This window comes from Paenisporosarcina indica, assembly GCF_001939075.1.
GTDB lineage: Bacteria > Bacillota > Bacilli > Bacillales_A > Planococcaceae > Paenisporosarcina > Paenisporosarcina indica.
Map to the genome: position 1 here is coordinate 181339 of NZ_MPTA01000003.1, position 25191 is coordinate 206529.

Sequence of the window (25191 nt, forward strand, 5' to 3'; positions counted from 1 at the left end):
CCGAATCAAGATATTAAAATAAAAAAATTTATGATTACTTTGAGGGTTGTCTATTTTATTTATCTGGTTCGATAACTTCAACATTATCCTCATGTCCTAACAGTTCAAAAATTCTTCGATCTTCATTAGAAGCTCCATCTTTTCTAATCACTTATTGAATCGATTGGGAGGCACAAAATATAACTGCAACACCATTCAGCATATTGCAACTTGTTCCGATCGTATCTCTCATCCAAATTACCTTTAATTAAAACATCTTTAATTCAAAGTAAATTTAACATGAATGCATTTCATTTGTCAACATTTGATGAAAAATATTTAATCGATGGCATTACTAGAACTTGTGAGACATCTGTTTATCAAGTGCATGGTATTGAGAGTACAAAGAACCAACTCGTCTTTATCAGCAAGAAGCTAATCTTTTATTTCTTATGAATAGTTCACAATAAAGTGCTAGAAACACTTATCGGAAAGAGGATTCCATCTTTTGGACCCATTGATGCACGGTGACGGGCACCTAGTTACTTCCCACTTTTTAGTGGTGATAAATCAAAAGGGTTTTGAGACTTTGTAAAGATATCTCATTTCAATATTTTATATACAGGTCCTGTGTATCTCTTTAACTTACCCGAAACTTAGTCAAACATACTTACCTTAAAAGGATACTTTAATATAAAGAAATTCTTAAAAGAAACAATTTTAACTATTTAAAATGTGATTTTCTTCATCGATTAATGTTTTTTTATCTTTAGGACCGCTTAAAGTTTTGCTTGCTATTGGACCTTAAATTTTAGAATTATTTAATACAATGCTAGTGGAATAAGGTGTAAAATGGAAACAAACGTGAATAGCCTTATTAAAGGGGGATTCCATTTGAAATTGTTCGCATCTAGAGGATTTACCTTTTCCGTATCGATTTATGCTTTAATGCACTTCATTACATATTTCTATGAAGCTGTCTTTTTGGTTTTTTTGATTTCTGTTTTCGGCATTCTTATCTTAGTTTTTGCCTGTTGGCTATTACCATTGAAATATTTCCAACTGCAGCTATTTCTAATTACAGTCGCTTTACTTGTACTTTTTTTCACTAGTGATTCAATGTTGAACGATATAATTGAAGGCTTAACACAAATGCGCAATTTGATTGGGCTATTGCTCATTGTACCGATGATCAGTTGGGTATTAAAAGAAGAGCCTTATATAGAAGAAATCATGAGCTATTTCCATAACCTGCTCAATAAAAGCCAACGTTTTTATTTTGGAATAATGGCCATGACACAAGTAATTTCACACTTTTTACTGTTCGGAGCAGTGCCGATGATGTATCGTTTCATCGATTCTTTTCTGAGTGAACATAAAGATGAAGCATGGGAAAACTTTAAAGGAACGGCCATTTTGCGCAGCTTTGCTTTATCTACGATGTGGGTAGTCAGCATTCCAAGTTTTATATTTGCTGTAGAAGCACTGGGGGCAACTCTGTGGAAGTCGATGCTGTTGGGCTTTGTTTTCGCGTTTGTAGGAACACTGCTTGCCGTTGTTTTTTCCTATTTTAAGGAAAAGGAATACAATGCAGATTTCACAACTACTCTACAGTTAGAAATCGATAAAGCAGTAAGAAACTCACGCAATCGAGGCTATTGGAATCGGGATGTAGCAGAATTTGTTTTCCTTTTCGTCTCGCTGTTTGGAACTATCTTCCTTGTCCATGAAATTTCAGGATTGGAATTTTTACTAGCAATTCCATTGGTAATTCTTGTGTGGACTTGTCTTTACTTTTTCATCAAGAGACGAAAAAAGAGCTTGCTTAAGAATAACAAATTTTATTTCTCAAAAGGGATTGCAACACAGGCACAACAATTTAGTATTTTACTGGCAGCTGGTTTACTGATTTTTTCCTTGAACCAATCGCCTGTTGGACTTTACGTAATCGGCGGCATGAACTTTTTAACCGATATCGTACCGGTAATCAATATTCTTTTCTTGCTCCCATTTATCGTTATTTTCCTTGGGTTTATTGGGTTAGGGCCTTTGCCTGTCATCGTCTTAGTAGCGGGGATATTAAATGGAGTTGCACTGCCTTACCCCCCTGAACTGATTGTGCTGGCCATTACTTCAGGAAGTGTCATTTCAATTATTCTATCGCCATTTGTCATGCCGGTCATTATTTTGAGCAGCGTGAATGGCTTGACAGGCATTAGGAATGGAATTCAGTTCAATTTGAAATTTGCTATTGCATTTTACTTTCTAGTGCAAGTGTTTATTCAAACGATGGTTCTTTTATGATTTTTGATTTGGAAAATAATAAAAAATAAGCATTTTCACAGTCTCGGTGTCATACTCAAGTGTTTCTCAATTTGTGAATGACACAAGGACAGCCGTCTCCCGACTGCTCCATAACAAAACGAAAAATATTATCTCGTATTCAAGATACTTTATTCAAATATTCATAAATTCAGTAATATATAGTTTAATCTACTTTGAAAGAAGATCTCATAGTCATACATTCTAGAGAAATGAAATTATTCATATCACAATTGAAATGAGGTAATTTCAATTATTAAATATAGTTGTTGTTTTAATACTATTAATGGCTTTAGCTTATTTAGGATGGTCCATTATTTGGGTAGCTCCTTTAGCTACTGGAGTTGTAGCATTAATGAGTGGATCAGTTGAATTTGTGAAGAGTTGGTTCCCTATGAATTTATAGTAGCTTTTTTAATACGAACAATTGCAGTAATTATTGGTATCATAATGGGAGGTATCGGTTTAGTTTAATAAATAGAACCGATTTACATAAAAATTTAAATTTAAATTGGAGGAATATAATTATGGTTGAAAATAAAGTTGTTATTATTACTGGTTCTGCACGTGGTATTGGATTTGAAATCGGGAAACATTTTGCTGCAGATGGTGCAAAAGTTGTACTTTCTGACATTAATAACGAAGTGGTACAAGAATCGGCCGAATCACTAAAAAAACTTGGTTATGAAGTAATTGGTATCAAAGCAGATGTAACAAATGAAGAAGAACTTCAAAATTTAGTCGCTGAAACTAAAAAAACTTATGGTCGCGTGGATATCGTGATTAACAATGCTGGTTTACAACATGTATCACCAATCGAAGAATTTCCAACAGCAAAATTCGAATTGATGATAAAAATCATGTTGACTGCTCCTTTCATTCTTACAAAAACAGTCTTCCCAATTATGAAAGAACAAGGATTTGGACGTGTTATTAACATTGCTTCAATAAACGGTTTAATCGGATTTGCAGGTAAAGCAGCATACAATAGTGCAAAACACGGAGTAATTGGTTTAACAAAAGTTGCTGCATTAGAAGGTGCTGAACATGGCATTACAGTAAATGCGATTGCGCCTGGCTATGTAGATACTCCATTAGTTCGTGGGCAAATGGCTGATTTAGCCAAAACTCGTAATGTACCTATTGAGGATGTATTAGCAGAAGTTCTTCTTCCTTTAGTTCCTCAAAAACGTTTATTAGATGTTAGTGAAATTGCTGACTATGCATTGTTCTTAGCAAGTGACAAAGCGAAGAGTATTACAGGGCAAGCTGTTGTAATTGATGGTGGTTACACAGCTCAATAACTGAAAAATAAAAAAGTGAACCTTTCCGTCAAATAACTTATTGACAGAAAGGTTCACTTTTTATTTCAGAACAAAAATAGATTTGGTAAAAAGAATGAACTATTCCCCTGATTGACGAACAATGTGATCTGCTAACCTTATAGCTAAAGCAACATTGGAAAGAACAGGTCCAGCTGCAGTCAGTGAAGGAAGAACACTGTTGTCAGCTACGAATAAACCTTGAACACCATGTATCTGACCGTGGCGATTTGTAGCTGAAGTATTTGGATCGTCACCCATTCTGCAAGTGGAAGCCTCGTGCATGTCACTTCCAGGTGGACGAAGAGTTAGAGAAGAAGTATCTAAAGTAACTCCCATTGCGGCAGCAGATTGGATAATTCCTTGCTTAACTTGTTCAGCTACTTGACGGTCTTTATTACTTAAAGAATATTGAACTTGTTGTAAAGGTACACCAAATTCATCCCTTGTAGATGGGTCAATGTACACTCTATTCTCAGCCCGAGGCTCAACCCTACCAAAGGCAGCGTATGCGACCCCAAGAGTATCTTTTAGCACTTTATCTTCAAATTGCTGGTATGAAAAGTATTGATCTGGACCCAAAATTTGAATTTGATATGGAGACTCCCTTGTTTCAAATTTCAAAATAGATAAATTGCCGAGTTTATCAGAAAACTGACTTCTACTTATTGTTCCAACCGCGATGATGGACACATGCCCTGTTAAATAACGGCCAATAGCAAGTCCCCGAATTCCAGAATTAAGCAATAGACGTGGAGTCTCTAAAGTACTCGCAGACACTACTACATTTTTCGCCCGAATAATGTGAGCTTTCTTATCCGAGGAAAATACTTCCACACCAACTGTTTTTCCATTTTCAACAATTACTCGAGAGGCAAAGGCATTTACAGCGAGATCATATGGTCGATCAAAAAGGGCTGCAGCTAGCGCATTAATTGAACTGAACCAAGGATTTGAATGGACTTCCCCTTGTCCGGAAGGTGTCATGTCAAAAGCAACTGGCATATCATTTGCTTCGAGTACACCACCTGAATGGAGCCTCTTTAAAAGAGTATTTTGCAATGATGAACCCTTGGCATAATCGTTTGTTACATGCAATAATTTCTCGGCCATCCCGTAATAGACATTAATTTCACGAGGATGAATCGGCCATTTATTTAGCTCTTCTCGAATTGGTCTTGGAGTTGCCGCATTCCAAAATAATGACCTTCCCCCAAGAGCGTATACCATTCTGGCTCCTGAAAATTGTGGTAAACGTTCACCAATCGGAGTTGAATTATCAGGTAGTAGTTCGTCTCTCGCAGTATATACATTCTGCGTAGGGATGTTAAGTGAATGAGAATGAAATAACTTATCTCCCATTTCAATAATTCCAATTTTTTTCGCACCTTGATTTTTCCACAGTTCACAAAGCCTCTGCAAGGTCGCTCCTCCACCAGGACCGCTTCCCACAATGAGAACATCGTAATTTGTCCCTGCCATTTCTTCAAGTGTTTTGGTTGGAATCCAATTATTCTTATATTTCACCACAGTAGACGTGCACACCCCTTCACATTTCACATCCTTTTTAAGGTATGTTCTACTGTTTGTCCTGAATGACAATAATTAAAAACAATTTTTCAAAGAACTTCCTAACTCTTTTCCCATGAGTTTCTTCTATAAAAGAATGTCTTGTCCCAGAACAATATAAAATTGTTTTGGGACATTTTTCATTCAATCCTATGGTATATATGTATATTTTTTACATATATCTTTAAAGTTCACAAATGTGTAACGGAACTATGTTAATTTGTTCATACCTTAATGAACATTGTGTGAAGTAAGATTTTATCGGTATGTTTATTTAATTTTCGAGAATATGATAGAGGCACAGAGAGAAAACATCTGTTTGCTTTTCGTTTCTCTAAACAGCTATGTATATATGAATAGATTAGAAAGGGGTTCAACTATGAGAATAAAAATGAAGTTAATGTATTTAACGATAGTTTGTACGATTGCCACTGTGTTAGCTGGTTGTGAACCATTGCTAGTTTTAGATCCGAAAGGTCCTCAAGCAAAAACGCAGGCTGATGATATTATGCTTTCCATTTGGCTTATGTCAGCTATAGTCATTGTCGTTTTAGCGATATTAATATTTGTTTTAATTAAATACCGTGCTTCTAATCAAAGTGAAGATTACGAACCACCACATATTGAAGGAAGTCCTCTTGTAGAAGCAATCTGTATTGGGATTCCAATTATTATCGTTATTTTCCTTTCAATCGTTTCTGTGGAAAGTAACTATAAAGTAGAGGCAACTCCTGCAGGATATGAGGATCAAGAACCAATTGTCATTTACGCTTCTTCTTCAAACTGGAAATGGCATTTTAGTTATCCCGAACAGGATATCGAAACAGTTAATTACTTATACATTCCTGCAAACCGTGCAATTGAATTCAAATTGTATTCCTATGGACCAATTACTAGCTTCTGGATTCCACAATTGGGTGGACAAAAGTATGCTATGTCCGATATGGTCACTACTTTACATTTAGCAGCTGATGCAGAAGGTGAATTTATGGGTAGAAATGCAAACTTCAGCGGTGCTGGATTTGCGGAAAATACATTTGAAGTTACTTCCATGTCTCAGGCTGATTTTGATGAATGGGTAGACGAAGTACATGAAACAGCTGACCCACTTACAGATGAAAAATTTGAAGAGTTATTAGAGCCAGGACATCTTGGTCGTTCAACTTATACTGGTACTCACTTAGAGTTCTCACCAGCTCCTGAACATGACCATGGCTCAACTGATTCTGAAGTTGAAGAACCAAAACAAGAAGATCATACAGATCATGAATCTGGAAAGCAAACAAATCATGACAATCATTAATCAGTAATCGATTACAGATCTGTCCGCCCCGACAGGAGTAAAACGAATAATTGAGTATTGAAGTTTTTCACCAATTATTCTTATTCCCTCGAGGGGAAAACAGCAAGCTTAAGTTAGACAATCTTGCCAACTTAAATCTTCAAGATACAAGCAACATATTCCTGAAAGGAGCTACAAAAGTATGGATTTCTTTAATCGCTTTGCCGTACCACATCCAAGCTTTTTAATATACGGAGCAATGGTTTCTATTGCTATAGCAATGATAGCCGTAGTCGTAGGAATCACTTACTTTAAGAAATGGGGATACCTTTGGCGCGAATGGCTAACTACAGTAGATCATAAGCGAATTGGTATTATGTATTTAATAGTTGCTCTACTTATGCTATTCCGTGGTGGAGTAGATGCAATAATGATGCGCTATCAGCTTTCAATGCCTGATAACACATTTCTAGATTCACAGCATTATAACGAAGTTTTCACTACACACGGGATCGTCATGATCCTATTTATGGCTATGCCGTTCATCACGTTCTTCTTTAACTATCTTATTCCGTTACAAATTGGAGCTCGTGATGTAGCATTCCCTCGTTTAAATGCACTTAGTTTCTGGTTATTCTTTATGGGTGCAATGCTATTTAATATGTCCTTTGTAGTAGGTGGATCACCTGATTCAGGTTGGACTTCTTATTTCCCACTTGCAGGCAATGAATTCAGTACATCAGTAGGTACGAATTATTATATGATAGCTATTCAAATAGCTGGTATGGGTACATTAATGACTGGTATAAACTTTATAACTACTATTCTTAAAATGAGAGCACCTGGTATGAAATTAATGAAAATGCCAATGTTCACATGGTCGGCATTTATTGCTAATGTCATAGTTGTTTTCGCTTTCCCAGTCTTAACAGTTCTTCTTGCAATGGGAACAATGGATCGACTATTCGGAACTAATTTCTTTACAACTGACAATGGTGGTATGGATATGCTATGGGCGAACTTGTTCTGGGTTTGGGGACATCCTGAGGTGTATATCTTAATCTTACCTGCATTCGGTCTGTATAGTGAGATCATTTCAACCTTTGCACGTCGTAATCTCTATGGCTATAAATCCATGGTTGCATCTATGGTCGTCATCTCAATATTCTCATTTCTCGTCTGGGCTCACCATTTCTTTACAATGGGTCAAGGACCACTTACTAACAGTATATTCTCTATCACCACAATGGCGATAGCTGTTCCGACCGGGGTTAAAATATTTAACTGGCTATTCACGCTTTGGAAAGGGAAGATTGTATTTACAACCCCAATGTTATACTCCATACTCTTCATCCCTTTGTTCACATTAGGTGGAGTTACAGGAGTTATGCTCGCGATGTCAGCTGCAGATTATCAATATCATAATACAATGTTCTTGGTTGCCCACTTCCATAACGTAATTATTCCTGGAGTTGTTTACGCTATGATAGCTGGTTTAACTTTCTACTGGCCTAAAATGTTTGGCTTCATGCTAAACGAAAAACTGGGTAAATGGACTGCATGGCTACTTTCAGTCGGCTTTGTATTAGCCTTTATACCAATGTATATTACTGGATTAGATGGTCAAGCACGACGTATGTATACGTACTCTGAATCAACTGGTTTTAGTACGTTAAATATGGTTTCATTTATCGGTGCTGCAATTATGGCAGTTGCGTTTGCTTTACTTGTTTACAATATTTACTATAGTATTCGATATGCTTCTAGAGATATTGGTAGTGACCCTTGGGATGCACGCTCGCTTGAATGGGCTACTCACACTCCAGTACCAGAATATAACTTTGCAATTATTCCCGAAGTAGCATCAACAGAAGCATTTTGGGATTCCAAGAAAAAAGGACATGAATTATTTAAAGGTAAAATCGAAAAAATTCATATGCCAAATAACAGTCCGTTACCGTTTATTATGAGTTGTATTTTCTTTGTGTTTGGATTCTCTATGGTATTCAGCATATGGCCTGTGGCGATTATCGCCTTGATCGGTATTTTGGCTTGTCTGACTTATCGTTCATTCGAAAAGGATCATGGTCGCTATATCTCCGTTGAGGAAATTGAAGAAACTGAAGCAAAATTGCGAGGTGCTAAAAAATGAAGGTAGATAACTCGCTTCCGCTTGAATATAGTACGGAAGAAAATAGCTTGAAAATCTTAGGTTTTTGGATATTCCTAGGTGCTGAAATCATGCTATTCGCAACGCTTTTCACTGCATATTTCACTTTAGAAAATCGTATAGGCAATGGCCCTTCTGGTGCAGAAATTTTTGAGATCTCACCAGTCTTAGTTGAAACAATTTTACTTTTAACGAGTAGTTTCGTTATTGGTCTCGGGATTCATGCTATGCGGTTAGGTAACAAAAAGGCAATGATGATCTTTTTTTCAATCACCCTATTACTGGGTGCTGGATTTTTAGGCTTCGAAATATATGAATTTATACACTATGTTCATGTAGGTGCAACTTTACAAACAAGTGCATTCACTGCCATTCTGTTAACTACACTGGGAACACATGGTTTACATGTAACATTTGGTTTAGTCTGGGGATTATTTATCCTTATTCAGATTAAAAAACGTGGATTGACGCCAGAAACAGCCAATAAATCATTTATCTTCTCACTATATTGGCATTTCTTAGATATCATTTGGATATTTATATTTAGCTTCATCTACTTGAAAGGAATGATGTAATATGAAAGAATTATTCCCTTTAAAACAAGTAATGGGCTTTGTATTTTCTTTAGTACTCACGGCAGTGGCACTAATAGCTTACTTCACTGATATGTCATTCTCGTTAGGCATGACTATTCTTCTCCTGACAGCATTTATACAAGCTGGTCTTCAAATAGTTGTATTCATGCATGCTGGAGAGACAAATGATAAAAAGTCAATTTACACTAATATATATTACGGAGTACTTATTGCCTTAATTACAATCTTCGGTACATTATTAGTCATGGTCTGGGATATGTAAAAAATGAAAAGAGAGTGTCTTTTATTAGACGCTCTCTTTTTTGCAACTTCTAGAATTCAAAATCATTTCCTCTGTAACCACAAGAAAAATACCCATTAAAAAAACAAACACAGCTCCCATGACAGTTCCAATACCTATTCCAATTGTAGTAGTTAAACCAGTTCCAAAAGCGCCATATAAAAAAATCACAATTCCTACAGTTAATAGTGCGCTACCTATATAGCTTGTAACTTGTAACATTTTTGAATTTGATTCCATATTAACCACCCTTCCCTTTATTATATTATTCACCTCGTTCACAATATTGTCAAACAAATTATGACTGTTTTGTGAACAAGAAATGAAGGGGTTATGGACTATACCGTAAATAATCATCACTTAGGCAATCGCAAAATCAAGTTCTTGATGACCTACTTTAGGATCCATCTCATTACTTTAAGGAAACGTTAACCACCCATAAATACAACTGTTTAAAGATCGTTGAACTTTTCCAAGATATATATCCTGCAAAAAGGGTGGATTTTTTTATTTATCCAAACTTCTATTATTATCATTTTGAATGTTGTGTGGTAAATTCCATTTAAAGTAGACTGATAAAATCCTAAAGAAAACGATTACGATTAAGAGAAAAATTGTCGCATAGGGTCCACGTATCAAATCTAAACCAATGATAAAACCCGCAAATGCTGCCCATAAGGCATAAATTTCCGAACGGAAAATCATTGGTTTTCGACCTGCAAATATATCGCGTATCATCCCACCACCTGCTCCTGTCATGGTAGCTGCTACGATTACGGCAATGAATGGTGCATCAATCGAAACCGCATAGTTTGCACCTTGAATGGCGAATGCCGCCAAACCAATCGCATCAAAAAATACCACACCCTTTTTCAAATGGCCAATCCATTTATTCGGCCAGATAAAAACGCTGGTAATAGCTAAAAAGGCAAATTCAAATAAATAATCTTGCTTCCAAATGTTTTCAATAGGTATTCCAATTAATAGATTGCGAACAAGACCTCCTCCGAATGCTGTCGTAAACCCTAAAAAGTAAACTCCTAATACATCATAATCTTCTTCCCTTGCGATAAGGGCACCGCTTATAGCGAAAGCAAGGGTACCAATGATGTTAAGAATGTCCCATATCAAAGCGCACCCTCCTTTCCCAATAGTCCCATAGTCAAAAACTCAATCGTAATACACCAAAGCCTGTGGACATCTATTCCACACCAAACTAACAAGTCTATCCTTTTTTCTAATCTAACTCATAATAACCGCAAACAACATATCCTACTGTTTGCTACCACGATAAGGGCATCATCACCGACTTTGTCAACAGGAGCATTCGATACTGATGTATCTGTCGTTGGAGTTGCATATAATCCAAGTCCAAGACCAAATAGTGCAAATCCAACGATGACGATGATTGTATAAGTAAGGTCAGTAAAAAAGTTATGCCCATAACCGCTCCGCTCATACGTTGATATCGAATAGGGTATTAAATGTTTCACTCATCACTGGGTGATTGTAAATTTGGTCTCTCAGGAAGGTATAAGGAGCATTCAAATCCATCGCCAGTTTCACCAGATTGATTAATTCGGGAGACTCCGGACCGAATAAGCTAGCACCTAAAATTTGATCTGTTTTTTTATCGATGACGACTTTGAAGATTCCACGCAAGTCATTGATGACATGCGCTCGTGGATGATCCACAATCGAGAGGTTTCCTTCCAATATGTCGAAACCTTGTTGTTTTGCTTCTTGCGCCGTTAATCCGATTCTCGACAAAGGCGGATCGATAAAGACAGAGTAGGGAACGTTTTTCCGTTTGGCTAGCGAATATTGTTTCCCCCCAAAAAGGCTATCCATCACGATGCGGGAGTCGTCGAGTGAGATATAGGTAAATTGCATGCCACCCTTTACGTCACCGAGCGCCCAGACATTCTTTGCTGTAGTTTCGAGATGGTCGTCCACTTTGATGGCATCTCTTTCTGTCAGTACAATCGTAGTATTCTCAAGGCCCAGATGTTCCACATTCGGTTTTCGGCCGGTTGCAAGCAATACCGCATTCGTATTGAGGTTTTCTCCGTTTGACAAAACCACAGTGACTGAGTCTTTTCTGCTTTCCGTTATTTCTTCGGCGTGATTGCCGAAGATGAAGCGGATCCCTTTTATTTCCATTTCCTTTTGCATTTCGGCAATAATTTCCCGATCTTCGTGGGGCAATAATTCTTCATCTGGTGAAATCAATGTGACATCTGCACCGAAATTATTGTACATTGAAGCAAATTCAAGGCCGATATAGCCGGCACCGATAATGGCCAATTTTCCGGGTAATTGTTTCCGTTCGATCAATGTCGTGCTGGTGTAGACCTTATCCGACTTGATATCTCCTTTGATCGGTGGGACAATGCTCGTTGCGCCAGTATTGATGAAGATATGTTCAGCGGTCAATACTTCTTGCTGCCCGTCAACTGTGATTTCAACTTCTTTGTCGGAGCGGAATTTTGCGGTGGAATTGAAAATGGTGACCTGCTTATTATTTGCGAGGCTTTTGTAGTTCTTGTTCCGGAGTTTTTCCACGACTTCGTTTTTCCGTTCAATTGCATCTGCATAAGGCACCTGGTGCAAGCCATCATGGACGAGTACTTTGGTTGGGATGCAAGCGATATTGATACAAGTCCCGCCATACATTTTAGAATCTTTTTCAACCAGCGCCACTTTCCAATCTTTTGCCGCAAGTTCCCCGGCCAATGTCTTGCCAGCTTTGCCAAACCCGATAATGAGGGCATCAAAAGTTATCATAAATAATCACCTTTCCGTCTTTAAGTCGTTTCGGATATACATTTTGTTTTCTATAAGCTTTACCCTAAAGGGGTGTAAGCAAACGGTTTTCTTGTTAATGGATGAGGTAAGCATCATAAACAAAAAGACTTGAAACGAAGTCGATAGTATCCAACTTTGTCTATAGTCTGAAACATTGGCTGGGATAGCATTGGTAAGTCCCAAGGCAACTAATGGGTATTTTATGTAGTTTTCATGAAGCAATGAATATAGTTGACATAACATCCGGAGTAGAAAGTCATCAACCTTTATTACTCCATAAGAAAACATATTAAATCAGCAGAGCAGACCTAGGCACATTGCTTAGATGTGGTAGCTTTGGGATCTTGAATCCGTTAAAAAACCGAACTACTTCACCACCCTAAATTCTCCTCAAAAAAAGATGCACCTCAGACGAGATGCATCTTCTTTATGCCTTCTTAAAATACCCTTGAACAATCCCTATATGCTCCTCCATCAACTTACGAGCTGCTTCAGCGTTCCGCCCCTCCAGTGCCTTACAAATTTGCTGGTGGTATTCTAATGAATCCTTCATGACACTCTTGACCAGTGTTTGTTCCTGGTGCATGCCAAGCACCTTTTGTGATTGGACTACTAAGTTACTGATGGAATGATAGATATCCAGAAGTACTTTATTTCCCGCAGCATTAGCTATCCGCTCGTGAAAAAGGACGTTGGACTCTACATAGTTAGCCTGGTCACCCGACAAAACAGCTTTTTCCATCAGTTCGACGGTCATTCGAATTCCTGCCAACTCTTCTTCCGTTGACCGCCGCGCTGTGAGATAAGCCATTTCTTTCTCAATCATCCTCCGAGCTTCGTAGATTTCATCCCACTCAGCTTCGGATACGTAGAATTGATAGACCAGCGATTCGGCGTAGGCATTATTGAAGTTTGTGGAAATGAAAGTACCTTTCGGTGAGCGCTCAATTAGTCCGATTGATTCCAATCCTTTGAGCGCCTCACGTAAGGTCGTCCGTCCGACTTCGAACATATCCATCATATCCCGCTCTGGTGGAAGGCGATCTCCCGCCTTCAAGTGTCCGCTTAAGAACAGGTCTTTTATTTGGTTCACTATATGGTCTCCGACTTTCAATCTCTTCACCGGCTCAATCAACAGAATCACCTATCCTAACTTAAACGGTCGCGCCACTTCCTTTGCCGACCGTTCGATTATTCGCTCTGAATAACAAGAAAATCATAACAATCAACATTACCAATGTAGCAATGAACCCGACAGTAATGCTCTTCGTGAAACCGAGGGTTACATACCCTACAATTGATACTACGCTTGAAATAATGGCATAAGGCATCTGCGTCAACAGGTGGTCCATCATATGCACACCTCCACCGATTGAAGCAAGAATCGTTGTATCAGATAGAGGAGAACTGTGTTCACCGAAGATACAGCCTGCCAAAACTGCACCAAATACCGGAATCAAATACGTTACATCGATAATCGCCACAATCTCAGCACCTATTGGTAGCATGAGTCCGAATGTACCGAATGTGCTTCCCATTGAAAATGACATGAATGCCGATAAGACGAAGAAAATTACAGGCAACCATGCAAGGGACATGTTGTTATTGATTAGAGATGCCAAATATTGTCCTACACCCAACAGACTGATGACATTTGCTGTCATCAAAGCTAAGAAAAGAATTGTTACACTTGGAAGTACAGCCTTCATTCCAGAACCTACTGCCTTTGCCACTTCGTTTCCAGCAATCTTTCTGCTGAATAAACTGATGATCGCAACCCCAACAGCAATTACTGCACTATACACAAGTGCAAGAATGACGTCAGTATTCATCAATACTTGTAGAGGCGTAATAGTACCTTCTGTATTCACAATCCCCATATACGTTGCAAAGATCAACGTCAAACCAACTAACGTTACAACAGGAATGACTAGGTCTCGAAGCCGACCTCCTGGTTGAACCTTCAGAGCACCTTCTTCTTGACCAGGGACTACCCCTCTGGATGTATCAAACAGAATCCCTTCTTCAGAAGCACGCTTTTCATCGCGCTTCATTTGACCGATGTTCAATTTGAAGTATGCTACAGCGAACACAAGAAGAATCGTTGTTATTGCATAATAGTTTGTTGGGATGGTCATCAAGTACGTCTGATAAGCACCATACTCGGTAATGTTGTTATCAATTAAAATTGTACCAATCAGCGCAGCAATGAAACCTGCCCACGCAGAGAACGGCGTGATGATGATGACTGGGGCCGATGTCGAGTGAAGCAAGTAAGCCAGCTTCGAACGTGATACCTTATGCTCGTCCGTCACCGGGCGAACCAAGCTTCCACGGAATAAACAACTGAACGCATCATCGAAGAAACAGAAGAAACCTAACACTAGTGCGACCAACTGAGCCTGGAATGGTGTTTTCACCCTCTTTATCGCCCACTCAGCGAAGGATTTTACCCCCCCGGAAATATAAATGAGTGCATTCAATGCTCCAATGAGCAACACTAATAGCAAAATCCAACCTTCACCTAACACGGAGAGTGCAATTTCCCAAATGGTTCCGGCGGATCCGGTAATGTTCCAGCTATTTGCCGTCAAGGCGCCGAACAAAATCCCTACCCCTAAGGACAAAACAATCCGTTTTGTTAAAATTGTTAATGCAATCGTAATGACTGGCGGTAACAGTGATAAAATCGTACCTTCCAAGTTAATTCCCCTTTTCGTTTTGATTGCAACACATTTCGTACCCACCCGACTCTTTAGAAAGCGCTTACAATTAAATGAATAGCCTTTGTCCTTAAGTCTTGGCTACTAATTCCTCCGAAACTTCTTTCACTTGTTCTTGGCTGATTAATTCGTTCTCCAATTGTCCGAAGTCACCTACTTCACAAACAACTTTATCTCCTGCCTTCAACCACACTTTCTCTTCCATTCCTAAAATTACCCCTTCAGGCGTTCCAGTGAAAATGACATCCCCCGGGTTCAATGTCATGACTTTTGACAAATCGCTCACTATATCTGCAACCGTGAAGATCATATCTGCTGTATTCGAGTTTTGGCGAAGATCACCATTCACCCAAAGCTTCAAATCAAGAGCCTGCGGATCCAGAACTTCATCGGCAGTCACGATATAAGGACCGAACGGTGCAAACTGGTCAATCGCCTTTCCGTACATCCACTGGCTATTGCGGCTTTGCAACTCCCGGACACTGTAGTCATTTCCAGTGGAATAACCATACACAAAGTCGAGTGCCTCTTCCTTCGATACATCCTTCGCTTCCTTGCCGATTACGACAATAAGCTCAACCTCGTAATCTACTTTCTTCACATACTCTGTCAGCACAATCTCTTCCTTATGGCCGGCCAAGCTGTTCGCATACTTCGCAAAGTAAATCGGATACTCCGGAATTGGCATTTCGCCCTCTTTCGCATGCTTCTCATAATTCAACCCTACACAAATCACCTTTTCCGGTGAGCTTAACGGCGGTGCAAACTGAAGTTTCTCTTCTGAGACTACTACCAACTCCTTTTCGAGCACAGTTTGCAGCTGCTTATACCCAATTTCGCCAGCCTCAATCAATTCCTGAAGACTACTCGGAACCACCAATCCACTCTTAGCTGCAGTCGCAGCCACATCCACAACACCACTCCCCGTCCGAACCCCTAACTTTACTTCAGCGGAACCAACGAATGAACAGAATGAACATAATCGCAAATCTCCCACTCCTTCTTAACATCAATCTGGTCCTACGGTCAGACCACGTATTTAAAAAAATATATTCTTGCTTATTTAAATTAAGAACCTCCACTTTTTTTAAATAACCCGTAATAAAGAATTGATTAAAAAATTAATCAGTGAAAATGTTCTTGCTTGAAATCAACCGCGAAAAAAACGCATCAAAAAAGAAGGAGAATTTCCCTCCTTCTTCGTTTCCAAAAACACATTTAGTGAAGAGTTAATTTCTAAACTTTAATACGATAAAATTCAAAAAATATAAATCTTCTTTAGATTGATGGGTCGACATCAGGATTAGATGTGCTGACAGGTAAGAGGATTCTAGATCTCCTGAGTGTTTCGCCCCTGAGTCAAAAATGATCACGTAAGTTTGAACTTACGTGATTGTGTAAAATTCATGATTGTTTCGGACAAGGGGCTCACAATCTCATATGTTATGTACATTTTCCAACGCCCCTTTCCCTTTACAATAAGAAAAGCTGCCTCGATGACAGCTTCGCATTTCTATTAAGAGTCCTCTACGAAAAGGACTCGAACGAGCATACATTTCACACTTTAAATGTTAGTCATAGGCAATTCCACATGAGCAACGATTATTCCCAAATAACAAATGATAAGATGCGGGGAATTCCTGATTGACCCGTTGAACTTCACGTGCAAATTCATTACTATCCTCTGGCACTGGTGAAAGTGCATCCGCTTTTTCTTGAGAATCAATATTAGCTCCAGGTGGGACGAACCTATTAGGTGGAATTCGAACACCATTAGTTACTACTGCATTATAAGAAATAAATGAGCCTCTGCCTATAATTGCTCTATAAACAATGGCATTAAAACCAACAAATACTTTGTCATCGATACAACATGGACCATGGACAAGGGCACCATGAGCGATGGTCACTTCATTTCCAATGAATATAGAATACCTTTTTCCTCCAACTGAAATCCTTTTATTTAATAAACCATGTAAAATTACTCCGTCCTGGATATTTGTATTAGAACCTATATAAAAAGGAGTTCCTTCATCCGCACGTATGCTTACATTAGGAGCTACATATACATTGTTTCTAATGGTAACATCACCTATGACACTGGAAAACTGACTTATAAACGAGGTTTTGTCAATTTTAGGGAAAATTTGAACAGGATTAAATGAAGTTTTAGGGTTGGGACTAATGAATGGTTCAAAACAGTGAGAATGGTTATAAGAAGAGGAGTTTGATTCATTTTTTTCTATCACGTAATCACCTCCTTCACAATCTATTGGCATCTACTTATTTTATGCAGAAGATTGCGTGAGGAATGGACAATTATTAATAAAGATGATGTTAGGTAGCAATCCTTATATGCAGAAGGAATGCACCACCAATATGCCTCCATAGTTGAATCCTCAATAAGATTTAAAGGACTAATCACCAGATTATCAACGCAGTTTAAATTACTAAAATCCCTATACATCAACAATAAATGGCTATCCAATTTATATACAAATTGATAGCCATTTAATATTGCATTTTCAATGTTTGAGATAGGATTCGTAACGGGTTCATCTAATCCTGCACTCCTATTTCTATTCTATTTAACCTTCAATCCACTTGCATACAGTGAATCCTGCAGACGATGGACTTCCGTTTGTATTTTATTAAATCCTCTTATCTCAGGAATAGATTTTTTAGAAAATTCTAGTTCCTGTTCTGCTGATTTTGCCATCATCTCAAAAACGAGTAACATTTGCGAAAGTTCGCTATCAGGGAGTATTGGCCGATCTTTATATTTAGCCGAGGTATCTAGTAAATAACCAAGCTGTTCAATCGAGTGGATCGCAGGATATAGAAGATCCAGTCGTGCTTTATCTCTAGAAATTTCTCCTAAAGCAGTCGTATAGACAATTTTTAAATTCGTAAGGTTTGTCTGCATTTTGCTTAGTTCTCTTGAATGTTCAGGTTTTATTAGACTAGATTCTTTCGAAAAAAGTGTGAGAAAAAATTGTTGTTGACTTCGAATTGTTTTTGCCATTGTATGGGGAACTATGCTAGCTGCACTTTTCCGGTTCATGACGAGAGTCCCAATTAGACCAATTGCACACCCGATGAGTACGTCAAATACACGAGCAGAAGCAAAATAGGAGATATCATGTATTTTTGTCGTACTTTCTGCAAGCAATAATGCATTCGGAGTAATAAATAATGCAGCAATTCCGTAATTCAAAACAATAGCTAGCTCTGTCAAAAATGTCAAAAGAAAAATAGCGATCACAATGACATAGCCATCTGGTTGAAAATAGAGAATGGCTGTAGCGGTTAATATCCCAACAATTGTCCCAAGTGAACGCTGAATTGCTCGGTGGAATGTCCCCATAATAGTTGCTCCTGATAAGACAGCGGCACACGATAAAGTTACCCAATACGAGCGATTAAAATCAAATGATTGTGCAATAATTGCAGCTACAAAAAGAACTGAACCGTAACGTATTGTATTCAAAAACACAACAGAATTCTTATCGAATGCTCCCCCAAGTACGACACGAAGAGAAGACTTCGAAATGCTTATCTCTCGGTGGTGGATATTGGATAATGGATCGTTTAGAAGCATGCTAGCTTCATTTACCATTTCATACAAACGGGCAAGCTGATTATTAGGCACTTCAAGTGATGGAAGAATTTCCTGCTCATTTTTGTCAATGATACCGGAAATAAATCGAAGGGTCGCTCCAATTTCGTTAGGCAATTTCCCTTCTAGCTTCCCAACATTTTCGAGAACATATAGAAACATATTATTTGCCTCTTCGTTCAATAAAACAAGACGTTTAAAGGTTTCCGAAACCCGCCAAGGAATGTATCCAGACAAGAGAAGTTCTTCTGCTGATTTTAAAGAAGCTTTGATTTTTTGCTTGGAACCATCGAAACCTTCAGTTCCAGCCGATTCGATTAAAACAGCAAGTTCAGCGTATACTTTCTTCACTGCCACTTTCTCTGGTCCATGTGGGTTGTTAAACCAGCCAATCATACCAATGACCCAAGAAAATGCTCCGCTTAGAAAAACAAGTCCTGCACGTAGTGGGGCTAATGATGGATCCACAGGCATTCCCGTGCCCATTAAAAAAACTAAAACAAAAAAGATTGCCGCCGGGCCTGTAATTCGTAAAGCCCCAAACAGGAACGTACCAATCGATCCAATTAACGCAACTACAAACGCTGATACAAAAGGATAAGGCGCAAACAACGTGCCTAGCCCCATTGCAATCGATAATCCGATTAATGCAAAAAATAATTTTTTAGCTCGAAATGCATATGGAATGTTAAATACATAAAGATACGTTAAGCCTCCGAGACCTGCAATAAGTCCGTACTCTAAACTACCCAACAAATAACCGATTAGTACTGGTAAACCAGCACAAATACCTGCACTAAAAGCCTTCATCCAAGGAAGGGGAATCTTGTTTACTGCAAAAGCTTGTTTGATGGTCAATAAAAGTGTGGAAAAGATGGATTCGGAAGGGATATTTCTCAAGTGGATTTCCTCTTTTTTAATTAGTAATTATACCGCTGAAACTGGGTGATAACAAAAATTATGAACAAGGGGAAATGCAACTATTCAAATTAATGACGGCTGCATCCCTTTTTTGGATGTTACATGATCAGTTATAATCACTTTTGTCACACTATACCGAAGAATCTTGAAAGGGCAATATTTTGCCGCTGTCCTATAATTTTATCATCCCTATTGAAAGAAAATGCTTCGTAAGTACAAATCCACGAAGATGAAAAAACAGCGACTGTGCATTTAGACATTTATTAGATGAACGATCCGAAATCGATATAACTGAGCTTAAAGAAGAGCAATAATGAAAATCAACCACCCATTATTTTCGGGTAGTTGATTTGTATTACCTATTAATATGGAATGGAAATCATCGATTAATTGTTTGTTCCAAGCTCTTTTTTAGAACAAATACAGCATTCGAACTTACTTCGTTAATCCCATTTATAATTAAAAAAGACAATGGTTTAGGTATTTCACCTGAATCACTGTCTTTTTATTTATATTGTTTAAGGTCTCTAAAATACTGAGTCATCTACTCAATAAAAAATACGTTCCATTTCTCAGACAAAAAACAACACCTGAGACCAATCTAGTTATTTTATTTATTGATTGATTGTTCCACTCGGTTTCGGCCATTTGATTTTGCTACATAAAGAGCGAGATCTATACGGTTAAGGAAATCTGAGTAGTTTTCTCCTTTAGAGTACTCGCCGACACCAACTGAAATGTTGATTGGTCTACCTGTTGGGCTATCGGTCACTTCAAGACGTTGGCGCAACGTTTCCGCAATACTTGTTGCTTTTTCCAAATCTTTATCCGGCAAAAGAATTAGGAATTCTTCTCCCCCAATGCGTAGTGGGAATCCCTCGCTCGCTATTGTATCAATCATCAGTCTTGATAGAAATTGGAGAACTTCATCTCCAACTTGATGTCCGTAAGTATCATTGACAAGTTTAAATTTATCAATATCAATCATAATCACAGAGAATTCCTGTTCGGTTTCTAGCCATTTACGTTTGATGTCTTCCATGAATCTTCTATTTTTTAATCCTGTTAAAGTGTCTGTAAGAGAAGTTTCTTCGAATCTATCTAATTTAATTTTCTGCTCTAAGGCATAAGCATGGATAGTTTCGTCTAATTGTTTAACTTCATAATACCAGGTTGGAATAATTGGTCTCTTGGTTAACCCATGCTCTCTTAATTGTTGTGAAAAAAATGCTAAATCTCGTATTGGAAAAACAATTTTATTTGCGACATAAACCGCGAGTCCCATTGTAATTAAGATAAGTGGGATTGCAAGCCAAAACATTTTAAGAATGATTCCTCCAACCGGGTTCACGACAACTTCATAAGGAGTCTGTGAAACGATTCCCCACCTGGACGTTGGCAAATATGTGTAGCTTGCAAGAAAGTCTTGGTCTAAGGTATTTGTTACACGCTGAGAACCACTTTCACCTCTGAGTACTTTTTGAGTAATCGGGTTATTTTTAACAGGATCTCCGACTCTTTCTTCTGAAGGATGATATATAAGATTTCCTTTTTCATCCACTACCCATATATATGAACCGTTATTAGCAAAGTGTGTGCCAATAACCTCTTGCAGAGAATTTTCCTCCTGTAGATAAATAGTTCCAGCAATAAAACCCAAATATTCATGCTCTTCACTCCATAAAGGGGCTGAGACTAATATGATAAGACGTCCTGTAGTAGCCGTATATGGACTAGAAACTGTTGGTATTCTGTTAGCAAGGGCTTCCAGAGTACCAGTAGATTTAAGTTTTGCCCCCGTTATTCCTACATCAGGAGATGTGGCAATGACAACACCATCAGAATTTACAACGGACATTGAATTGAAGTGATTTCCACTAATTAATAGTCGTTTCAAACGTTCTTCAACAAGAGTAGGATCATGCATAGTATGTGGAATTTGTTCTGCAACAATAGTTAAGGTTGATAGCATTCTGTCAAACAGTTTTTCGGTATTTTGAGCTACACTTTCAGAGTACTCCTTATTGACTATTTGAGAATCATTAACTAAGTTATTTTTAATTACAAAGTAAGCTGAAATTAAACCTATCCCTAACATGCATACCATGGTAACGGAAATCAGTAGCAATATCCAAAATCGCAAAGTTTTCATTTCATTACATCCTTAAAAGTAAAATTATTCATTATAAAAATATAGCATTAGTTTTTAATAATGTAACTCTCTATTTTCAATTCCCCACATATTAGGTAATAATTGTGACAACTAGTAAGTGACACTGCAAAACAAGTGAGACGGAAAGAAATCGGTACCCATACATTTCGAAAAACATTCGGCTAAGAATTTTGTTTGTGAGTGGAAAGGTTAATGTATTTGCTACCAATGGATTTGAAACAACATTCAGATTATTCAGCTGAACTTACCTGTAATTTGATTTTTATAAAATATGAAGAGAGCTGCCCTAAAAGTCATTTTCTATGACCTTTGGGACAGCCCCTTTCTTATATATATTTTCAAGCGCTTTTTGGCTAGACCTTTTTCACCCTAGTAACGTGTAGTTCCTTCTAGTGAAACCCGTTTATTGAATACTCGACATGAAGCCAAGATACAGGCAGAGCGTACAAAGAAGCCCCATTACAAAGGAAACGACCGTGGATGCTCTCATTTTGAATGCATATAACATGATTAACGCAAATATTGCAGATAAAATAAACAAAATCACACTAATGTTACTAAAATTAATCTGTATATTTTCAACAGTATCAATTGTTCCTGCATAAAAGAAGTCAAAAAGAGCAGATGGTCCATTGTTCAGAAGTGTTTGATCTATGTTTAATGGCGGTTCTTGCTGTCCAAGTACGGCAGTAGCAGCGAATACCAAGAGCAGAGCCACACTTTCCACTTTAACCCACGGAAGTGGATTCACTTTCTCTTTCTGTTCCAACTTCCTTTTCGCCCAAATGCCATTGATAAAAGCGAAGATCAAGACGGGTAAAATCAAGAGATGCTTGATTAACAAAGCCTGTCCATATGGAATCGCCCAAGCATTCCCATAATCCTTTGTATCGAGCACAAATTGCATAAGGATTATTCCCGAACCAAAGATGAACATCAGGCATATGACTGCTACTGATGTAAACCAGCTCAGGAATTGAAGCCAATTCCGTGAATCTATCGAAAACCACCCTACAACCAACAGGATTCCTACCCATGTTATGACAGCTGCATAGTGTAGTGTATGAAACACAAACCCAGACCAATTAGCAATTGAAGTAGAATGGCTTGCCCATGCGAAAACAAGAATAAGAGCAAATAGATAAGCCATAGAGAGAATGGTCAATTTTCGATTCTGAAAAACAGGAAAAAACGTCACAAGTAGAAAGAAGAATAAGGCAATCACTACGGTTAGACTCCACGCCCTTCCAACTTCAAAACTTCTAATGACATTTAACATTGCCTCAAGCAAACCTTGGTCTTTATAAAAGATTTGAACAAGTCGTAACACTGGTGCAGCTGAAAACACCATAATCCCGATAATCGATAATTGGACTATCCGTTTATTTAATAAGATCGTGGGCTTCAAGCTCTTTGGGACTAATTGAATAATTAAAGTACCAGTTAAGATGGAAAAGGAAAGATAAAGCAAAAGCTCACTAATATAAACCCAAATCATTTCTTACTTTTTCTAACCATAGAAAATAAAGTGATTACTACAATGGCAGCCAACACGACAATCCCGATGGTCATAAAATTATTCGATGAACCTGCATCATTATCTGAATCTGCCGAAGCTTTGTTTTCGATTGCTTCACTCTCTTCATCATTTGCGGGGACCTTATTTTCAATTATTGCACTCTCTTCATCAGGTTTTGATGTCTCAGGAGTGGATATTTGTGATTCTGGAAGTGCTACCGAGAAGGAATATGAACCCGTGATTGGATGACCATCATCCCCTATAATATTCCAGTCTACGGTATACTCTCCATTTTGAAGAGGAGATTCAACTGTCCCGCTAAGTCGGTCACCATTCACCGAAGTATTTACTGGGATTTCTCCCCCACTTACATCCTTCAATGTAAATGTACTCATATTTTCAATACTGGTATTAAATTGCATATCTATCACTGATAATTGTTCCTTAACCGTCTCTCCATCAGACGGAGTGGAATTTATTATGGTTGAGTGGGCCGAAACTGAATTTGAAAATAGTACAAAGAATAAAATCGTTAAGAAAATCTTCTTCATTATGTTACCTCCATTTACTAGCTATTCATTTATTCTACCAAGATTTCAACAGATTAAACCATTAGCCTATGACATTTTGGTGGAGATGGCTACCAACTCATGCATAAAAAATACTTTACTTAAGCATATGATAAATAAAACCAGTAAATGTAGCGGCTTATTAAACTTCCTTGGCTAGCCTTAGTAGTTCTTCCCGCTCCCGCTTTGACCATTGAATGCATCATAGTTTACTTGTACAGAATAGTTTCTGTAACAGGTAATAGGTATACAAATAGTGTTCGTTGAGCTGCTATCATACAAAACAAGCGACCGAAATACGATTCGGTCGCTTGTGGTTTCCTATATTGTTTTAGGTCTGGCTTGTCAATTAAATTAACTTTACGTTCAACTGCTTCAGTAACCACTTCGGGACGACAAATCTTGCCGTCATCAAAGGATCGACAATTTGACAGATCTCGGTATGCCCTGCAGCACTCATTAACATCGTTATCTCATCTACTGTTAATTCGGATTTATGAACGATTCGTTGAATCATCTCTTCCGTTGCTACCTTTGCCGCCTCGTCCAGTGTTGAAGCGGAAACAATTTGTGTAAATACCTCTTCATTTTCAAGCATTGGATGTTGGAGTGACTCTCCTTTTATAACTTCTAGCGAAACCGTAACTACCCCAGGTACTTCTACTCCAGAAACACTGACTTCTCCATCACCCATAGCGGCATGCAAATCTCCCAAGCCAAAAAGTGCACCCTCGGTGAATACAGGGAAGTACAATGTTGCTCCTTCTGTAATCATTTTGTTATCCATATTTCCACCGTGTGGCCCTGGTGTCCCACAATTTATGCCTTCGTTTGCGGGAGCAACACCAATGACACCAATCATTTTGTTTACTGGAATTTCAATATGATTGAATCGGACTTTTCCACCTTCTATGGGTAGAATCTTTGCTGTCATCTTTTCAATTCGATGGCCCATGACCCCCAAATTTGGACCTACTACCATGACACCTTGATTACCAATTTCAATTTCGTCAATTTTCACTTTCAATACGTCTCCTGGCATTGCGCCTTCAACATAAATGGGACCAGTCGCTGGGTTAATGTTATTCCAATTTATTTCATCTACAACTGTTTCTTCTGATTGAATTTGATTTTGAAAACAATCATATGTTTCAATTTTGATCGTTGTACCAGATGCAACTTTCTTGTTATATGTATTTTCTTTATTGAATTCATATATAATTCCCGACTCACGTGTCAATGTCTCCATGTTCATTCCTCATTTCCTGAATGATAATCTCGCTAATTATCATAATACTCTATTAATTCTATTATAGCTTATACTAATAATTATTAATAT

At 38.1% G+C, this 25191-nt stretch carries 19 protein-coding genes and 1 pseudogene; 6 read left to right on the forward strand and 14 right to left on the reverse strand.

Annotated features, from left to right (window positions below; genetic code table 11):
- Positions 1-873: 873 nt before the first annotated feature.
- Together GY23_RS10230 and GY23_RS10235 are read left to right on the forward strand one after the other, a co-directional pair.
- Complete coding sequence (locus tag GY23_RS10230) at positions 874-2283, forward strand: hypothetical protein (protein ID WP_084544104.1); 1410 nt, start codon at positions 874-876, stop codon at positions 2281-2283.
- 545 nt (positions 2284-2828) lie between these two features.
- Positions 2829-3605, forward strand: a complete 777-nt coding sequence (locus GY23_RS10235) for a 3-hydroxybutyrate dehydrogenase (RefSeq protein WP_075619124.1) — start codon at positions 2829-2831, stop codon at positions 3603-3605.
- 99 nt (positions 3606-3704) lie between these two features.
- Here GY23_RS10235 and GY23_RS10240 read toward each other — a convergent pair whose 3' ends face one another.
- Positions 3705-5150 carry a GMC oxidoreductase gene (locus GY23_RS10240; RefSeq protein ID WP_245827637.1) on the reverse strand — a complete coding sequence of 482 codons (1446 nt, stop codon included), beginning with the start codon at positions 5148-5150 and terminating at the stop codon, positions 3705-3707.
- Positions 5151-5571: 421 nt separating this feature from the next.
- Here GY23_RS10240 and qoxA point away from each other — a divergent pair, with 421 nt between their 5' ends.
- The 4 genes from qoxA to qoxD all read left to right on the forward strand — a co-directional run bounded on the left by qoxA (position 5572) and on the right by qoxD (position 9502).
- The gene (gene qoxA, locus GY23_RS10245) at positions 5572-6495 is read left to right on the forward strand and encodes a cytochrome aa3 quinol oxidase subunit II (RefSeq protein WP_075619126.1); all 924 of its coding nucleotides are present in this window, start codon (positions 5572-5574) and stop codon (positions 6493-6495) included.
- A 181-nt stretch (positions 6496-6676) separates the two neighbouring features.
- Entirely contained in the window at positions 6677-8626 is a 1950-nt protein-coding gene (gene qoxB / locus GY23_RS10250) for a cytochrome aa3 quinol oxidase subunit I (RefSeq protein WP_075619127.1), read from the forward strand.
- Positions 8623-9219 (forward strand): cytochrome aa3 quinol oxidase subunit III, encoded by a 597-nt coding sequence (gene qoxC / locus GY23_RS10255; RefSeq protein WP_075619128.1) that lies wholly within the window; start codon positions 8623-8625, stop codon positions 9217-9219. The genes qoxB and qoxC overlap by 4 nt, the downstream gene beginning before the upstream one ends.
- A 1-nt stretch (position 9220) precedes the next feature.
- Positions 9221-9502 (forward strand): cytochrome aa3 quinol oxidase subunit IV, encoded by a 282-nt coding sequence (gene qoxD / locus GY23_RS10260; protein WP_075619129.1) that lies wholly within the window; start codon positions 9221-9223, stop codon positions 9500-9502.
- Positions 9503-9526: 24 nt separating this feature from the next.
- Here qoxD and GY23_RS10265 read toward each other — a convergent pair whose 3' ends face one another.
- From GY23_RS10265 to GY23_RS10320, 13 genes and pseudogenes are all read right to left on the reverse strand, one after another.
- A complete protein-coding gene (locus GY23_RS10265) occupies positions 9527-9760 on the reverse strand; it encodes a hypothetical protein (RefSeq protein ID WP_075619130.1) in 234 nt (77 codons plus the stop codon).
- Between the two features lie 267 nt (positions 9761-10027).
- Positions 10028-10651 (reverse strand): trimeric intracellular cation channel family protein, encoded by a 624-nt coding sequence (locus GY23_RS10270; protein WP_075619131.1) that lies wholly within the window; start codon positions 10649-10651, stop codon positions 10028-10030.
- A 173-nt stretch (positions 10652-10824) separates the two neighbouring features.
- Positions 10825-10935 (reverse strand): annotated as a pseudogene (locus GY23_RS18750) (hypothetical protein); the annotation flags it as partial.
- Between the two features lie 40 nt (positions 10936-10975).
- A complete protein-coding gene (locus GY23_RS10275; protein WP_075619132.1) occupies positions 10976-12307 on the reverse strand; it encodes an FAD-containing oxidoreductase in 1332 nt (443 codons plus the stop codon).
- Between the two features lie 448 nt (positions 12308-12755).
- Entirely contained in the window at positions 12756-13421 is a 666-nt protein-coding gene (locus GY23_RS10280; protein WP_245827638.1) for a FadR/GntR family transcriptional regulator, read from the reverse strand.
- A 61-nt stretch (positions 13422-13482) separates the two neighbouring features.
- Complete coding sequence (locus GY23_RS10285; RefSeq protein WP_084544105.1) at positions 13483-15075, reverse strand: Na+/H+ antiporter NhaC family protein; 1593 nt, start codon at positions 15073-15075, stop codon at positions 13483-13485.
- A 46-nt stretch (positions 15076-15121) separates the two neighbouring features.
- Positions 15122-16039, reverse strand: a complete 918-nt coding sequence (locus tag GY23_RS10290; protein WP_075619135.1) for a fumarylacetoacetate hydrolase family protein — start codon at positions 16037-16039, stop codon at positions 15122-15124.
- A gap of 583 nt (positions 16040-16622) precedes the next feature.
- On the reverse strand, positions 16623-17300 hold the full coding sequence (locus GY23_RS10295) for an LbetaH domain-containing protein (protein ID WP_245827639.1): 678 nt from the start codon (positions 17298-17300) through the stop codon (positions 16623-16625).
- Between the two features lie 335 nt (positions 17301-17635).
- Positions 17636-19570, reverse strand: coding sequence for an FUSC family protein (locus tag GY23_RS10300; RefSeq protein ID WP_245827640.1), 1935 nt, complete (start codon positions 19568-19570; stop codon positions 17636-17638).
- Positions 19571-20201: 631 nt separating this feature from the next.
- Positions 20202-21743: a sensor domain-containing diguanylate cyclase gene (locus GY23_RS10305; protein ID WP_075619138.1), complete on the reverse strand. Its 1542-nt coding sequence runs from the start codon at positions 21741-21743 to the stop codon at positions 20202-20204.
- Positions 21744-22167: 424 nt separating this feature from the next.
- On the reverse strand, positions 22168-23262 hold the full coding sequence (locus GY23_RS10310) for a copper resistance D family protein (RefSeq protein ID WP_075619139.1): 1095 nt from the start codon (positions 23260-23262) through the stop codon (positions 22168-22170).
- Positions 23259-23834: a copper resistance CopC family protein gene (locus GY23_RS10315; RefSeq protein WP_075619140.1), complete on the reverse strand. Its 576-nt coding sequence runs from the start codon at positions 23832-23834 to the stop codon at positions 23259-23261. The genes GY23_RS10310 and GY23_RS10315 overlap by 4 nt, the downstream gene beginning before the upstream one ends.
- A gap of 367 nt (positions 23835-24201) precedes the next feature.
- Positions 24202-25101 carry an acetamidase/formamidase family protein gene (locus GY23_RS10320; RefSeq protein WP_075619141.1) on the reverse strand — a complete coding sequence of 300 codons (900 nt, stop codon included), beginning with the start codon at positions 25099-25101 and terminating at the stop codon, positions 24202-24204.
- Positions 25102-25191: the final 90 nt, after the last annotated feature.

Coding starts and splice junctions, on each gene's coding strand:
- GY23_RS10235 (WP_075619124.1), top strand. CDS start 2,829: ATGGTTGAAAATAAAGTTGTTATTATTACTGGTTCTGCACGTGGTATT.
- qoxA (WP_075619126.1), top strand. CDS start 5,572: ATGAGAATAAAAATGAAGTTAATGTATTTAACGATAGTTTGTACGATT.
- qoxB (WP_075619127.1), top strand. CDS start 6,677: ATGGATTTCTTTAATCGCTTTGCCGTACCACATCCAAGCTTTTTAATA.
- qoxC (WP_075619128.1), top strand. CDS start 8,623: ATGAAGGTAGATAACTCGCTTCCGCTTGAATATAGTACGGAAGAAAAT.
- qoxD (WP_075619129.1), top strand. CDS start 9,221: ATGAAAGAATTATTCCCTTTAAAACAAGTAATGGGCTTTGTATTTTCT.
- GY23_RS10265 (WP_075619130.1), bottom strand. CDS start 9,760: ATGGAATCAAATTCAAAAATGTTACAAGTTACAAGCTATATAGGTAGC.
- GY23_RS10275 (WP_075619132.1), bottom strand. CDS start 12,307: ATGATAACTTTTGATGCCCTCATTATCGGGTTTGGCAAAGCTGGCAAG.
- GY23_RS10305 (WP_075619138.1), bottom strand. CDS start 21,743: ATGAAAACTTTGCGATTTTGGATATTGCTACTGATTTCCGTTACCATG.
- GY23_RS10310 (WP_075619139.1), bottom strand. CDS start 23,262: ATGATTTGGGTTTATATTAGTGAGCTTTTGCTTTATCTTTCCTTTTCC.
- GY23_RS10315 (WP_075619140.1), bottom strand. CDS start 23,834: ATGAAGAAGATTTTCTTAACGATTTTATTCTTTGTACTATTTTCAAAT.
- GY23_RS10320 (WP_075619141.1), bottom strand. CDS start 25,101: ATGGAGACATTGACACGTGAGTCGGGAATTATATATGAATTCAATAAA.